General features: G+C 73.1%; 7 protein-coding genes. All 7 read left to right on the top strand.

The annotated features are described in order from the left end of the window. Window positions 1-55: 55 nt before the first annotated feature. The gene (locus tag QE359_RS16610) at window positions 56-7,633 is read left to right on the top strand and encodes a choice-of-anchor G family protein (protein WP_309779996.1); all 7,578 of its coding nucleotides are present in this window, start codon (window positions 56-58) and stop codon (window positions 7,631-7,633) included. Window positions 7,634-7,775: 142 nt separating this feature from the next. After that, window positions 7,776-10,691: a DNA polymerase III subunit gamma and tau gene (locus QE359_RS16605; RefSeq protein WP_309779995.1), complete on the top strand. Its 2,916-nt coding sequence runs from the start codon at window positions 7,776-7,778 to the stop codon at window positions 10,689-10,691. Continuing rightward, the gene (gene recR / locus QE359_RS16600; RefSeq protein WP_261647353.1) at window positions 10,691-11,290 is read left to right on the top strand and encodes a recombination mediator RecR; all 600 of its coding nucleotides are present in this window, start codon (window positions 10,691-10,693) and stop codon (window positions 11,288-11,290) included. Before QE359_RS16605 ends, recR begins: the two co-directional genes overlap by 1 nt. 131 nt (window positions 11,291-11,421) lie before the next feature. Then, the gene (locus tag QE359_RS16595) at window positions 11,422-12,687 is read left to right on the top strand and encodes an aspartate kinase (RefSeq protein ID WP_070418403.1); all 1,266 of its coding nucleotides are present in this window, start codon (window positions 11,422-11,424) and stop codon (window positions 12,685-12,687) included. A 17-nt stretch (window positions 12,688-12,704) separates the two neighbouring features. Continuing rightward, window positions 12,705-13,757 (top strand): aspartate-semialdehyde dehydrogenase, encoded by a 1,053-nt coding sequence (locus tag QE359_RS16590; protein WP_309779994.1) that lies wholly within the window; start codon window positions 12,705-12,707, stop codon window positions 13,755-13,757. Window positions 13,758-13,850: 93 nt separating this feature from the next. Further along, entirely contained in the window at window positions 13,851-15,338 is a 1,488-nt protein-coding gene (locus tag QE359_RS16585; protein WP_261647351.1) for a malate:quinone oxidoreductase, read from the top strand. 46 nt (window positions 15,339-15,384) lie between these two features. Then, entirely contained in the window at window positions 15,385-16,548 is a 1,164-nt protein-coding gene (locus QE359_RS16580) for an Rv2578c family radical SAM protein (RefSeq protein WP_309779993.1), read from the top strand. Window positions 16,549-16,686 lie beyond the last annotated feature (138 nt).

Here is a 16,686-nt window from a genome sequence, read left to right as displayed (position 1 = left end):
AGCGGGGGAGTTCCGGATCAGGTGGCGAGCGCGCTCGCCAGGAAAAGAGACACGCATGCGCAGGCACGTGTCGCTGCGGGGTACCCGTGTACCCACGACGGCGGGCGACTGGACACGACGGATCTTCGGTGCTGGCGGCCGAGCTCGACGACGAGCATCGGACGATCGGCGTCTCCTCCTGCGCGGCGGCGTCATCGCCACGGTGACGGCGCTCCTCGCCGCCACCGTGGCGATCCAACCCGCTGCGGCTGCACAGACCGACGTCTCCGAGGCCGAGGGGCTCCTGCTCAGCGGCTCGGGCATCGTGGACGTCGACGGCATCGCCCAGCTCGGCGGCGCCTACTCCGCACGCGGTGCGACGACCGGCGGCGGGACGACGAACCAGCCGCTCAACGTCGAGGCGCTGAACACCGTGGGGGTGGACCTCGGCAACGACATCGACCTGCTCGGGGCGAACGGCATCCTCACCCTCGGGGTGGCCGGCCAGTACGCGACGACCTCGGCGAACGGTGCGACGGCGTCCTCCGGCCTCCTCACGAACGACGGCGGCATCGGCGTCGGCACCGGGATCGGCACCGGGGCGTCGACGCTCGACCTCAACCCGCTCTTCAGCCGGGTCGGTGCCGACACGACGGTGCTCTCGAACGCGCAGCTGCGTGTCGGGGCGCTCGCCTCGACCCTGTCCGCGACGCGCGGCGCGACGGTCAGCACCACGAGCGACTACCGCATCGCCGGAGCCGACCTCACGCTGACGAGCCCCGCCGTCCAGGGGCTGACGACCTCGCTCCGCGACGAGCTCCGCACGGTCTCGGGTTCGGTGAACGGCGTCTTCGGCACCGGGGGAGCACTGCAGGGCACCACCGCGGCGGTGTCGAGCCAGATCCAGACGCTCCTCCGCCAGGCGCTGCTCGGCACGGTGAACGTGAGCGGCACCACCATCACCGCGAACGTGGACCTCAACCTCGACGGCACCCTCACCCAGGTCCTCCAGCAGCCGCTCACGGACGGTGCCGTGACGATCGTCCCGGCGACCGGCACCATCACGGTCGACCTCGACAAGCTCACGGCCCTCAACGGTCAGCCCGCGAACACCCCGGTGCTCACGACCGCCGCGGTGAACTCGATCAACCAGAGCATCACCACGATCCTCGGCACGCAGCTGCCCACGACGCTGCAGACCGCCGTGGTCAACACGATCAACTCGACCGCGGTGCGCGTGGACATCGCCACGAACGCGACCGTCGTCGGACAGCCCTCCGCTGCGATCGGTCTCCGGATCGACACCACCCTCGGAGCGCTCGCCGGTACGGCGACCGCGAACCCGACGGTCACCACCTCGGGGAGCCTCGTCGGCCTGCCGCTGCCCCTCGGCACCGTGCTCGCACCGGTCGTGAGCGGAACCGTCGTCCCCGCGCTGCAGAACGCGCTCCGACCGATCATCGGTGGGACCGCCCTGGCACAGCTCGGCACCGCCCTGACGAACACGACCACTGCCGTCGCGACCCTGCTGTCCCCGGTCGTTCTGCTCCTCCGCCAGGTCGTCGACCTCACCGTCAACGCGCAGGACACCACGACCGGGTTCCGCGACGGCCGCGGGTACGACCCCGGCTCGCGGAGCGTGCACGCCCTGCGGCTGTCGATCCTGCCCGGGGCGAACGTCGCCACCGTCGACCTCGCCACGTCGACCGTGCGGGCCTCGGCCTTCGTCGCGCCGACGATCACGGCACCGACCGCGAACCAGGTGTTCAGCGTGCCGACGGCGTCCTCCACCCGCACCGTCACGATCAGCGGCGCCGGCGAGCCCGGAGCCACGATCGCGGTGAGCCTCGGCGGCGGCCGGACGGGCACCGCGACCGTGGCGGCCAACGGGACGTGGACCACCTCGGTGGCGAACGTACCGACCGGCTCGTACACCGCGACCGCGACCCAGACCGTCGGGGGAGCAGCGGCGGGCTCGGCCACGCAGCAGTTCTCGGTCGTCGCGCAGCAGGCCCTGACCATCTCGACGCCGACCGCGGGGCAGACCTTCACGACCACCGGCACCACCGCGCCGGTGACCCTGACCGGCACCGCGACCGCGAACGCCCGCATCGACGTCGACCTCGGCGGCGGCCTCACCGCGACCGGCACGGCGAACGCGAGCGGCGCGTGGAGCATCACGGTGCCGGACGTCCCGATCGGCGAACCGACCGCGAGCGTGACGCAGACGGTCGGGGACACCACCTCGGCGCCCGTGACGCGGGCCTTCCGGGTCGTCGCCGCAGCCGGCCTCACGGTCGACAGCCCGACGGCCGGCCAGGACTTCCCGCTCGCCGGGACCACCCGGGACGTGCCGTTCTCCGGTTCGGCGCAGCCCGGCGCCCGGGTCGACGTCGACCTCGGTGGCGGCCGCACGGCCACGACCACGGCGAATGCCGGCGGTACCTGGTCGACGACGGTGACGGGTGTCCCCGCGGGGTCGTACTCCGCCCAGGTGACGCAGACCGTCGGGTCCTCGACGAGTGCCCCCGTGACACGTGCCTTCACGGTCACGGCCGCCCCGGCGCTGACGATCGACGCTCCCGAGGACGGCAGCACGATCACCGTCGCGGACCCGACCTCGACCACGCCCGTCACGGTGTCCGGCACCGCCGCACCGAACGCGCAGGTCACGGTCGGCATCGGCGGGTCCTTCGCCGCGACGGTGACCGCGACCGGCGGCGGCGACTGGGAGGCGACCTTCCAAGGCGTCCCGGTCGGCGACCGCACCGCGACCGCTCGGCAGACCGTGGGCGGGACGACCTCCGGCCCCGTGACGAGCGACTTCACCGTCGCCGCCGGTGACCCGATCGCGATCACCGCCCCGGCACCCGGTGCCACCGTCACCGTGCTCGACGCGGACACGACGACCGACCTCGACGTGACCGGTACCGCCGAGCCCGGCGCCGACGTCGCGGTCTCGCTCGGCGGCGGGCTGACCGCCACCGCGACCGCGAACGGCGACGGGGACTGGACCGCCACGGTCCAGGACGTCCCGGTCGGCCGGTACACGATCCAGGCGACGCAGACCGTGGGCGGGACCACCTCGCCGGCGGTCCGCCAGGTCGTGACGGTCGTCGCCGGCGCGGCGCTCGCCGTGACCTCGCCGACCCAGGACAGCACGACCGACGTCGCGACCGACGGCTCGACGATCGACGTCGTCGTCTCGGGCACCGCGCAGCCGGGCGCCGGCATCAGCGTCGTCCTCGACGGGACGGGCGACCCGGTCACCACGACCGCCGGCGACGACGGTGCGTGGTCGGTGACGCTGCCGGACGTCGGCACGGGCGACCACACCGCGAGCGTCACGCAGACGGTCGGCGGGCAGACGTCCGCAGCCGTCGACCGGGACTTCGCGATCGCGGTCGGCGACGACCTGGTGATCGAGTCACCGACGGACGCGCAGGAGGTCCCCGCGGGAGCGGGCGGCCAGATCGGCGTCGTCGTGCGCGGCACCGCCGAGCCGGGTGCGAGCGTGCGGGTCACGGTCGACGACGGCGACCCGGTCGACGTGGTCGCCGACGGCTCCGGCAACTGGGCGACCGACCCGACGCAGCTCGGCATCGGCGACCACACCGTCACCGCCGTGCAGACCGTGAACGGCACGACCGGACCCACGGTGACGCGCGACTTCACCGTCGTGCCGGGGACCGCCGTCGCGATCGACTCGCCGGCCGTCGGTTCGCGCTTCGTCGTCGTCGACGGCGACGCGACCGCGACCGTCCCGATCTCCGGCACCTCGGAGCCGGACGCGGACATCACGGTCTCGCTCGGCCCGGACACGCAGTTCACCACCACGGCCGACGGCGACGGCGTGTGGAGCGTCGACGCCACCGGTCTCGCACCCACCGGCACGTACACGGTGAACGCGAGCCAGAGCGTCGAGGGCGTGGTCACCACCGCGATCCCGACCACGTTCCAGGTCGTCACGGCCGCGCAGCTCGCGATCTCCACCCCCGGCACGGCGCCGATCACGGTCGCGGGCGACGACGTCCGACGTGACGTGACGGTCTCCGGCACCGGCCAGCCCGGCGCCGCGGTGACCGCGAGCACGACCGGCGAGGACGACCAGCGGACGACGGTCGCCCCGGACGGCACCTGGTCGGTGACCTTCCCGGACCTCGCGGTCGGCGAGCACCCGGTGTCGGTGACGCAGACGCTGCCCGGGACGGTCTCGTCCCCGGCGGTCTCCGACCCGGCGACGCGCACCGTCACGATCGAGGCCGCGGACGCGGTCACGGTGACGACCCCGGCCGCCGACGCCGTGCTGCTCGTCCCGGACGCCGACGCGACGCGTGACGTCACGGTCACCGGGACGGCCGAGCCGAACGCTCCGGTCACGGTGCGACTCGGCGACGACGAGGCGACCACCACCGCGGACGGCGACGGCGACTGGACGGTCACGTTCGGCGGGGTCGGTGTCGGTGACCCGACGCTCACCGCGACCCAGACGGTCGGCGGGACCAGCGCCTCCAGTCCCGCACAGACCGTCACCGTCCGTGCCGGGACCGCGCTCTCCCTGACCGCTCCGACGAACGGCGCCGTCCTGACGGTCGCCGACGCGGCCGGCACGGCCGACGTGCGGGCCGCGGGACGGGCCCAGGGCGGGGCCACGGTCACGGTGACGCTGTCGAACGGCGACTCCGACGAGGTGACCGCCGCTGCCGACGGCGCCTGGGAGACGACGTTCGCGGACGTCCCGGTCGGCGACTACACGGTCCGCGCGACGCAGGTCGTCGGCGGGCAGACGTCGGCACCCGTCACCGCGGCGGTGTCGGTCCGCGCCGGTGCGCCGCTCACGGTGACGACCCCGGCCCGGGCCACCTCCGTGACGGTGGCCGACGACGACGCGACGACCGACGTGCGGTTCGCCGGCACCGGCCAGCCCGGGGCGACCGTCACGGTCGACCTCGGTGACGGCGGGACCGCGACGGCACGGGTCGGCGACGACGGGGACTGGGCCACGACGGTCGAGGACGTGCCCACCGGTTCGTGGACGGCCGAGGTCACCCAGGCCGTGAACGGGACGACGAGCGCGGCGGTCGCACGACCGGTGTCCGTCGTCGCCGCGGCCGACCTGACCGTCCGCCAGCCCGGCGAGGACCCGATCACCGTCGCGGACGGCGACGCCACCACCACGGTGACGATTGCCGGTGACGCCCAGCCGGGCGCCACCGTCACGGTCACCGTCGACGACCGCGACCCCGTCGAGGTCACCGCCGGTGACGACGGCGCGTGGAGCGTCGACGTGCCGGACCTCGGCGTCGGCACGCACGACGTCAGCGTCACGCAGACGGTCGACGGGTCCACGTCCACCACCCCGGTCGAGTCGGCCTTCGAGATCGAGGCCGGAGCCCCGGTCGAGATCGCCGAACCGACGGCAGGCCAGGAGTACACCGTCGCCGGCGAGGGCGCGACCACCACGGTCGACGTCAGCGGGACGGCGGAGCCCGGTGCGACCGTCGTGGTCGACCTCGGCGGCGGACGCAGCGAGTCCACCACCGCGGACACCGACGGCAACTGGAGCGTCTCGGTGCCCGACGTGCCCGCCGGCACCCCGACGGTCAGCGTCACGCAGCGGATCGGTGACACCGTCTCCGCCCCGGTCACCGTCGGCATCCGGGTGCTCGTCGCGGACCCGATCACGATCGCCACCCCGGCGAACGGATCGACCGTGCGCGTCGCGCAGCAGGACTCGATCGCGACCGTGACCGCGAACGGCGCCGCCGAGCCGCTGGCGACCGTCCGGGTGGCGGTCGACGGGGGCGACCCCCGGACCGTGACGGCGACCGCCGCCGGCACCTGGTCCGTCGACCTCGAGGGCCTCGGCACCGGCGAGCACACCGTCCGTGCCACCCAGACGGTCGAGGGATCGACCTCGGCGCCGGTCTCGACGACCTTCACGGTCGCCGCGGGTGCAGCGCTGACGGTCGACACGCCGGCGGACGGCGACACCGTGACCGTGCCGGCCGGCACCACGACCGCGAGCGTCCCGGTCAGCGGCCAGGGGCAGCCCGGCGGCACCGTGCGGATCGTGACCGACGACGGCGTCCCCGTCCAGGTCCCGGTCGGCCCGGACGGTCGCTGGTCGACCGAGCTCACCGGTCTCGACGCCGGCGACCACACGATCGTCGTCACGCAGGTCGTGAACGGCACGACGTCGTCGCCGATCGAGCGCGACCTGACGGTGGAGGTCGCCGCGGTGGACGCGATCGTCGTCACCTCCCCGGAGAACGGCACCGCCTACCGCGTGCTCGGCGGCACCACGGACGTCCGGGTCTCCGGTGTCTCCGCCCCGAACGCGGCCGTCTCGGTCCGCGTCGACGGCGGGACCCCGGTCACGACGACGGCGGACGGCGACGGCGAGTGGGCCGTCACCGTGCCGGACGTCGGCACCGGCCCGCACACGATCGCCGCCGCGCAGACGGTCGGTGGGACGACGACGAACGCCCCGCAGGTCGGGTTCTCCGTCGCCGCGGCCGCACCGGTCCGGGTCACCAGCCCGACCGACGGCCAGGTCGTCCCGACCACCGGTGCCACGACGTCGATCCCGGTCAGCGGTACCGCCGAGCCGGGCGCCACGGTCTCCGTCGACATCGACGGCCGGACCGCGACGACGACCGCGGGTGGTGACGGTTCGTGGACCGTCACCGTCACCCGGGTCCCGCCGGGCACCCACACCGTGTCGGTCACCGAGACCGTCGGCGGCGTGACCTCCGACCCGGTGACGAGCACCGTGCGGGTCGTGGTCGCCCAGCCGACCGACGTGACCATCACGAGCCCGGTCCCCGGTCAGCTCATCCCCGCGACGGGCACCGGTGACACCGGCAGCTTCACCGTGACCGGGCACGCCACACCGGGAGCGCTCGTCACGGTGCGCCTGTCGAACGGGCAGGTCCGCACCACGACCGCGGACGCCGACGGCGACTGGAGCGTCACGTTCGACCGCGTCCCCGAGGGGGAGTGGACCATCGAGGCGTCGCAGTCCGTGAACGGCACGACGACGGTCTCGCAGCCGGTCCCGATCGTGGTCGACGCGGTGGAGCCGCTCGCGGTCACCTCGCCCACGCCGGGCGCGCACCAGACGGCCTCGGCCGCCGGGACCGTCGACTGGCGGGTCACCGGGACCGCCGAGCCGGGAGCGACCGTCACCGTCGTCGCCGACGACGGCACGCCGGTCACCACGACGGCGGCCGAGGACGGCACCTGGTCGGTCGTCCTGCGACTGGCGGTCGGGCAGCACACGATCCGCGTAACGCAGACGGTGGCGGGTGCGACGTCGGCCGTGCAGTCGGTCGCGGTCGTGGTCGACGCCGCGGTGCCGGGTGGCCCCGGCACGCCGGGGACGCCCGGAACGCCCGGAACGCCTGGGACACCCGGAACGCCTGGGACACCCGGAACGCCCGGGACGCCCGGGACGCCGGGCGCGCCCGGGACCGGCGGCAACGGGTCCGGGAGCGGGAGCGGGAGCGGCTCCGGGTCCGGTGGGCTCGCGTTCACCGGTGCCGACGTGGCCCCGCTCGCCGGGGCAGCGGGTGGCCTGGTGGTGCTCGGCTTCCTCCTGCTCGGTCTGTCGCGGCTCGCCCGCGGCCTCCGCCGCCGCGGACGCGTCTGAGTCCGTCGCACGCACGAACCGCGCCTCCCTTCCCGTCGTCTGCACGGACGGGAGGCGCGGTTCGTCACGCGCCCGCCGCCCACTTCCCACAGGTGGTCCGGTCCGACCATCGGGTGTCGGTCGTCCCGGCTACCCTTGGGGCGTGGTCACCGCCCTGTATCGCCGTTACCGGCCCGAGAACTTCGCCGAGCTGATCGGACAGTCGCAGGTCACCGATCCCCTCCGGACGGCCCTGCGCACGAACCGGGTCAACCACGCCTACCTGTTCAGCGGCCCGCGCGGCTGCGGCAAGACGACGTCCGCGCGCATCCTCGCGCGCTGCCTGAACTGCGCCGAGGGCCCCACCGACACCCCGTGCGGCGTCTGCCCGAGCTGCGTCGAACTCGCACGCGGCGGCGGGGGATCGCTCGACGTGATCGAGATCGACGCCGCCAGCCACAACGGCGTCGACGACGCCCGTGACCTGCGCGACCGCGCCGTGTTCGCCCCGGCGCGCGACCGCTACAAGATCTTCATCCTCGACGAGGCGCACATGGTGACGCCGCAGGGCTTCAACGCGCTGCTCAAGCTGGTCGAGGAACCGCCGGAGCACGTCAAGTTCATCTTCGCGACGACCGAGCCCGAGAAGGTCATCGGCACCATCCGGTCGCGCACCCACCACTACCCGTTCCGCCTCGTCCCACCGGCCGCGATGCTCGAGTACGTCGAGCAGCTCTGCCAGCAGGAGTCGGTCTCGGTCGCGCCCGGCGTGCTGCCCCTGGTCGTCCGCGCCGGCGGCGGTTCCGTCCGTGACACCCTGTCGCTGCTCGACCAGCTCATGGCCGGCAGCGAAGACGGGGCGATCGCGTACGAGCGGGCCGTCGCGCTCCTCGGCTACACCGACGCCGCACTGCTCGACGACGTGGTCGACGCGCTCGCCGTGGCCGACCCGGCATCGGCGTTCGCCGCCATCGACCGGGTCGTGCAGACCGGGCAGGACCCTCGTCGCTTCGTCGAGGACCTCCTCGAGCGCCTCCGTGACCTCATCGTCGTGGCCGCCACCAACGAGAGCGCCGCGGCCGTGCTCCGGGGCGTCTCGCCGGAAGAGCTCGACACGATGACCCGGCAGGCCGGTGTCTTCGGTGCGACCGGGCTCTCGCGTGCGGCGGACATCGCGAACCGGGCGCTGACGGACATGACCGGGGCGACCTCGCCGCGGTTGCACCTCGAACTCATGACCGCGCGGATGCTCGTGCCCGAGGCCGACGACACCCAGCGCGGTGCCCTCGCCCGGGTCGAGCGACTCGAGCGACGCATCGGTGTCGGGGACGCCGGCGGGCACCAGGCCGGGCCGGAGTCGCTCCCGGCCGCGGGATCGACCACCGCCCCCGCGCCGAGCACGCAGCCGGCCGCACCCGCTCCTCGGGCGGCCCAGGTCCCCGCGGCTCCCGCCCAGACCCAGGCCCAGGCCCAGACGCCGGCTCCTGCTCCGGTCGCCGCCGAACCGGCCGCCACCCCGGCCCCGACGTCGACCGACCCCGGGGCCACCGCTCGGGATGCCGCTGCCTCGTGGGCCGCCGCGGTGCCGAGCGCACCCGAGGCGCCGTCGAGCGGACCCGGGTCGACGCCGGCCCCCGGTGCGGCACCGACGCCCGCCGCGGGCGCTGCGAACGCGTCTTCGACCGGCCAGGGCACGGCTGCGGGTGACGAGCCGGCCGTGCGTCCCATCGGCGCCGTCGGGTTCCAGCAGCTCCGCGACTCCTGGCCGCAGATCGTCGAGCACGTCCAGCGGCAGAAGCGTTCTGCGTGGTCCGTGGTCGTCACGGCGCAGGTCACGGCGCTGCGCGACGACGTCCTCACCCTCACGTTCCCGAGCCAGCAGGACGTCGCCTCGTTCAAGGAGATGTCCGACCCGAACGCCAGCGTCAGCGAGCTCCTGCGGGCCGCGATCGTCGACGTGCTCGGGCTGCGTGTGAAGTTCGTCGCCCGTGGTCCCGGTGGGCCGGGGCAGCAGCGACCGCCGCAGCAGCCCGGGGCCCAGCCGCCGCAGGGGGCCGCGCAGCCGGTGCCGAGTGCCGCGCCTGCCGGTGCCGCTGCTGCGGGTGCTGCGCGACCCGGTGCCGACCAGGCCGCCGAGACAGCTCCGGCCGCTCCCGCGCGTCCGGAGCCGACGACGTCCGAGCCGCACGGGTCCGCCGAGCAGCCGGCGGCGGGGGAGTCCGCCGACCGATCCGCTGCCCAGGGGTCCGGTGGGGGCGCATCCGCCACCGGAGCATCCTCGGCGCCGGAGCCCGCCGCGCGCGAGACGGCAGCGTCGGAGCACGTGGCACCAGCACAGTCGCCGGCACCGGCACGGCCGGATGCGGCGCCCGCGCAGGGAGACCAGCGCCCGACGCAGTCCCGCCCTGCACCCACCCCCGCCTCGGAGCCCACCCCCGCCCCGGAGCCCACCCCCGCCCCGGAGCCCACCGGCGCCCCGGTCACCGAGTGGGCCGTCGCCACGATCCCCGCCGCGGATCCCACCGCCGGGGCCGAGCGCTCGTGGTCGGCACCGTTCGGCACCACCGACACCGGTGAGCCCGTCGCTCCCGTCCCGACCACGTCCGACCCGACGGTGGACGCGGCCCTCGCGGCACAGCTGCGCCCCGCGTCCTCGCTGGGCGCCCCCGCACCGCAGGCGACCCCGTCGACGCAGGCCGCGCCTCCCGGCAGTCCGGACACCGACGCCGATCGTGGCCCGGGCGCCGCGCCGTCCACCGGTCCGGCCACCGCACCGTCCGGCGGTCCGTCCGCCGCACCGGGCGGCAGCCCGGACGTCCCCGTCGACGACTACCCGCTCGACGACGACCCGTACGGCGACGGCGACCCCTACCCCGACGCGCAGCAGTCCGCCGCACCGCAGCAGCCCGCCGCCCCCGCGCCGAGCCAGCAGCGCCCGGCACCGGCCCAGCGCCCCGCCGCACCCGCACCGAAGGTCCGCCGGACCCCCGTCGCGGGCCGCTACGGCGAGGCCGTCGTCCGTGAGATCCTGAACGCCCAGTTCATCGAGGAGACCTCCCTCCACGAGGAAGGCGCCTGATGTACGACGGCATCGTGCAGGACCTCATCGACGAGTTCGGTCGCCTCCCCGGCATCGGACCGAAGTCGGCGCAGCGCATCGCGTTCCACATCCTCCAGACCGAGTCGTTCGACCCCACCCGGCTGTCCGAGCTCCTGGCGGACGTCAAGGAGCGGGTCCGCTTCTGCGAGATCTGCGGCAACGTCACCGAGAACGTGCAGTGCAGCATCTGCCGTGACCCGCGTCGGTCGCCGGCGGTCATCTGCGTCGTCGAAGAGGCGAAGGACGTCGCCGCGATCGAACGGACGCGCGAGTTCCGCGGGCTGTACCACGTGCTCGGCGGCGCGATCAGCCCGATCGACGGCGTCGGTCCGGACGACCTGCGCATCCAGCAGCTCATGACGCGGCTGGCGGACGGCACGGTGGACGAGGTCATCATCGCCACCGACCCCAACCTCGAGGGCGAGGCCACGGCGACGTACCTCAGCCGACTGCTCGTCCCGATGGGCATCCGCACGACTCGCCTGGCGTCCGGGCTGCCCGTCGGCGGCGACCTCGAGTACGCCGACGAGGTCACGCTCGGCCGCGCGTTCGAGGGCCGTCGGGTCGTCGGCGGCTGACCTGCCGGAGCCGAGCAGCGCGCAGGATCCTTGCGTCTGCACCGGCTCTGACGCAACATCCTCGAAACACCGACTACCATCATGAGACCGCGTGACAGTCGCGGAACCGTCGTCCCCGGGAGTACCAACCAGTGGCCTTGATCGTGCAGAAGTTCGGTGGATCGTCCGTCGCGGACGCCGAGAGCATCAAGCGCGTGGCGAAGCGGATCGTCCAGACGAAGAAGGCCGGCAACGACGTCGTCGTGGCCGTCTCGGCGATGGGCGACACCACCGACGAGCTCGTCGACCTCGCGCACTCCGTGACGCCGATCCCCGCCGGACGTGAACTCGACATGCTCCTCACCGCGGGGGAGCGCATCTCGATGGCGCTCCTGGCGATGGCGATCAAGAGCCTCGGGGTCGAGGCGTCGTCGTACACGGGCAGCCAGGCCGGCATGCTCACCGACGCCCAGCACGGCAAGGCCCGCATCGTCGACGTCACCCCGAAGCGCGTGCGCGAGGCACTCGACGCCGGGCACGTCGCGATCGTCGCCGGGTTCCAGGGCTTCAACCGCACGACCGGCGAGATCACCACGCTCGGTCGCGGCGGTTCGGACACGACGGCCGTCGCCCTCGCCGCGGCGCTCGACGCCGACATCTGCGAGATCTACACCGACGTGGACGGCATCTTCACCGCCGACCCGCGCGTGGTGCCGAAGGCCAAGAAGGTCGACCGCATCACCAGCGAGGAGATGCTCGAACTCGCAGCGTCCGGTGCCAAGGTCCTCTACATCCGTGCCGTCGAGTACGCCCGTCGGCACGGCGTCACCCTGCACGTCCGCTCCTCCTTCAGCAACGCCGAGGGAACCATCGTCTACAACCCTGCAGAGGGGGAAACCGTGGAAGAACCGATCATCACCGGCATCGCCGGAGACCTCTCCGAGGGCAAGATCACCGTCGTCGGCGTGCCCGACACCCCGGGCAAGGCGGCGGAGATCTTCACGATCGTCGCCCGCGCCGGCGCGAACATCGACATGATCGTGCAGAACGTGTCCGAGGCCGTCACCGGGCGGACCGACATCTCGTTCACGCTGCCGAAGGACCAGGGCCAGGGCGTCCTGACCGCGCTCGAGGTCGCGAAGGCCGACATCGGCTACGAGGGCATCCAGTACGACGACCAGATCGGCAAGCTCGCCCTGGTCGGCGCCGGCATGCGCACGAACGCGGGCGTCTCGGCGGCGCTCTTCCGCGCCCTGCACGAGGCGTCGATCAACATCGAGATGATCTCCACGTCGGAGATCCGCATCTCGGTCGTCACCCGTGCCGACACCCTCAACGAGGCCATGCGCGTGGTGCACAACGCGTTCGGCCTCGACGCCGACTCCGAGGCCGTCGTCTACGCCGGCACCGGCCGCTGACCCGTCAGGAGCACCGCATGAGCACCCTCACCGTCGCCGTCGTCGGCGCCACCGGCCAGGTCGGCGCCGTGATGCGCCGCCTGCTCGAGGAGCGCGCGTTCCCGGCCGACCACGTCCGGTTCTTCGCGAGCGCCCGGTCCGCCGGCACCACGCTGCCGTTCCGCGGCGAGCAGATCGTCGTCGAGGACTCCGAGACCGCCGACCCGTCGGGCATCGACATCGCGCTGTTCTCGGCCGGCGCCACCGCCTCGCGGGCACTCGCGCCGAAGTTCGCCGCCGCGGGCGCCCTCGTCGTCGACAACTCCAGCGCCTGGCGCATGGACCCGGACGTCCCGCTCGTCGTGAGCGAGGTGAACCCGCACGCCATCGACGATGCGCCGAAGGGCATCATCGCGAACCCGAACTGCACGACGATGGCGATCATGCCGGTCCTCAAGGTGCTCGACACCGAGGCCGGCCTCCGTCGCCTCGTCGCCACCACCTACCAGGCGGTCTCGGGTTCCGGGCTCGCCGGCGTCGAGGAGCTGCTCGGCCAGGCGCGGGCAGCGCTCGAGCAGGACACCGCGGCGCTCACGCACGACGGCTCCGCCGTGACGTTCCCCGAGCCGGTCAAGTACGTCCGCCCGATCGCGTTCGACGTCATCCCGCTCGCGGGCAGCATCGTCGACGACGGGCTGGGCGAGACCGACGAGGAGAAGAAGCTCCGCAACGAGAGCCGCAAGATCCTCGAGCTCCCCGACCTGCTCGTCGCCGGGACGTGCGTCCGCGTGCCCGTCTTCACGGGTCACTCCATCTCGGTCAACGCCGAGTTCGCGCGCCAGCTGTCGCCCGAGCGTGCGACCGAGATCCTCGCCGACGCGCCCGGTGTCGAGCTCGCCGACGTCCCGACGCCGCTGCAGGCCGCCGGGCAGGACCCGTCCTTCGTCGGCCGCATCCGTGCGGACCAGTCCGCACCCGAGGGACACGGCCTCGCGCTCTTCGTCAGCAACGACAACCTCCGCAAGGGCGCCGCGCTGAACGCGGTGCAGATCGCCGAGGCGATCGTCGCGCGCCGGACGGTCGCTGCGTAACCCTGTGCGATCCAGGAGGCGCGGTGCCAGCTGGCACCGCGCCTCCTGGCGTTCCCGGCCCGGCTTGTCAGCCGACGCCGCTAGCATTGTCGGGTGGCAGTGAAGCAGGTGGACCCCATCGACGTCGTCCTGGTCGGGGGAGGGATCATGAGCGCCACCCTCGGCGCCATCATCCACCGGCTCGAACCCACCTGGAAGATCCGCGTCTACGAGCGCCTCGGCACCGTCGCGCAGGAGAGCTCGAACCCGTGGAACAACGCCGGGACGGGCCACTCCGCGCTCTGCGAGCTGAACTACACGCCGGAACTGTCGGACGGCCGTGTCGACATCAGCAAGGCCGTGACCGTCAACGAGCAGTTCCAGGTCTCGCGCCAGTTCTGGGCCCACCTCGTCGAGACCGGTGACCTGCCGGAACCGTCGAACTTCATCAACCCCACGCCGCACATCTCGTTCGTCTGGGGCGCCGACAACGTCGAGTACATGCGCAAGCGGTACGAGGCCATGAAGGACCACCCGCTCTTCGCCGGGCTCGAGTTCTCCGACGACCCGCAGCAGATCCGGAAGTGGGCGCCCGCGCTCATCCCGGGCCGGAAGAAGGACCAGCCGATCGCGGCGACGTACTCCGCCGCCGGCTCCGACGTGGACTTCGGGTCGCTCACCCGGCAGCTCTTCGACCAGCTCGAGATCGACGGTGTCGAGTTCGAGCCGTCGCACCAGGTCACGAAGCTCACGCGTTCGACCGTCAGCGAGGGCTGGGTGCTCGACGTCCGCAACGAGATCGGTCGGTCGACCCAGCGCATCGCGGCGAAGTTCGTCTTCGTCGGCGCCGGGGGCGGGGCCCTCCACCTGCTGCAGAAGTCCGGCATCCCGGAGATCCGCGGGTACGGCGGGTTCCCGGTCTCCGGCGAGTTCCTCCGCACCGACGACCCCGAGGTGGTGCAGAAGCACTCGGCGAAGGTCTACGGCAAGGCCAGCGTCGGTGCACCGCCGATGTCCGTCCCGCACCTCGACACCCGGATCGTCGACGGCAACGCCTCGCTCATGTTCGGGCCGTACGCGGGCTTCAGCCCGAAGTTCCTCAAGCAGGGCTCGCTCTTCGACCTCGTGAAGTCGATCCGGCCGCACAACCTCCGGCCGATGCTGAGCGTCGCGTTCTCCAACTTCGACCTGGTGCGCTACCTGATCGGGCAGCTCCTCGCCTCGAAGCAGACGAAGTTCGACGCCCTGCGCGACTTCATGCCGAGCGCCGAGCCGGGCAACTGGCACCGGATCACCGCCGGACAGCGCGTGCAGGTCATCAAGCCCGACAAGGACAAGGGCGGCGTCCTGCAGTTCGGCACCGAGGTCATCACCTCGGCCGACGGCTCGATCGCCGGCCTGCTCGGTGCGAGCCCGGGGGCGTCCACCGCGGTGCCGATCATGCTCGGCCTGCTCCGGAAGTGCTTCCCGGACCGTTGGGACCGCTGGGAAGCCGCGGTCCGCGTGATGGTGCCCACCTACGGGCAGGACCTCGGGTCCGACGCCGAGCTCGCCGACGCGACGCTCGAGCGCACGGCGAAGGTGCTCGGACTCCACCACTGAGCCGGCCCTGCTTGCATGTCGTTCGAACGTGTGTTCGAATGACTGCATGCGGTGGAGTGGGCAGGCGATCGATGCCTCGCGGAGCGATGCGCTCCCCGGGCTCGAGTCGAACAGCGGGTTCGTCCGGAGCGTGACGACGCCGGAGTTCGCGGGTGTCACCTTCCACGAGGTCCTGGCCAAGAGCGCGCTGAACCGTGTCCCGAGCGCGGACGGCAGTGGGACGTACGGGTGGACGATCAACCCGTACCGGGGCTGCAGCCACGCGTGCGTGTACTGCTTCGCCCGCCCGACGCACACCTACCTCGAGTTCGACGGGGGAGCGGACTTCGACCAGCAGATCGTCGTGAAGACCAACGTGGCCGACGTCCTGCACCGCGAGCTCACGAAGCCGAGCTGGGACCGACACCCGGTCGCGCTCGGCACGAACACCGACCCGTACCAGCGGGCCGAGGGCAAGTACCGGCTGATGCCCGGCGTGATCCGTGCCCTGGCCGACTCGGGCACGCCGTTCAGCATCCTGACGAAGGGCACCCTGCTGCGCCGCGACATCCCGTTGCTGGTCGAGGCCGCGCGGTCGGTGCCGGTCGACCTGGCGATGTCGATCGCGGTCTACGACGACGAACTGCAGCAGCAGGTCGAGCCGGGCACCCCGACGACGGCGGCGCGCCTGGCGACGGTCCGGGCCATCCGTGACGCGGGCCTGACGTGCTCCGTGTTCCTCATGCCCGTCCTGCCGTACATCACCGACACCCGGGCCCACCTCGACGACGCCGTCGGGCGAGCCGCGGCCGCCGGGGCGTCGAGCGTCATGTACTCCGCACTCCACCTGCGTCCCGGCGTGAAGCCCTGGTGGTTCGCGTGGCTCCAGCGCACGCGGCCGGACCTCGTCGAGCGCTACCGGTCGATGTACCTCGACAACACCTACGCGCCGAAGGACTACCGGCGCTGGTTGTCGGAGCGGGTCCGTCCGATCCTGCGCGCGCACGGCATGGGGCTCGGCCACGTCGATCCGGCGACCGGCTCGATGGGGTTCTCGAACCGGCTGAGCGACCCGGGGGCAGCGCCCGCGACGCCGGCGGGAGCGATCTCCGGACCGTCGCCGTTCGAGGAGCAGTCCCGTCCGACGTCCTCGCCGCTCAAGCGCGCGGATCCGGGGTTCGACCAGCGCCTGGTCCCTCGGGCTGCACCGGTCGTGCCGACGCTCTTCTGACGGGCGTCTGGCACGAGGGCGTCGCTCCGCGTTCGGGGGACACCGGGAACGCCCGTGTGCCGGTATCATCGAGCGGGTCGCCGATCACTCCGACAATCGGGGTACACGGTCGCACCAACGGTGGTTGGATCGTGGGCG

It is taken from the genome of Curtobacterium sp. SORGH_AS_0776, from assembly GCF_031453355.1.
GTDB lineage: Bacteria > Actinomycetota > Actinomycetes > Actinomycetales > Microbacteriaceae > Curtobacterium.
The sequence above is the reverse complement of the archived record's forward strand: the minus strand, read 5'-3'. Positions and strand labels throughout refer to the sequence as shown.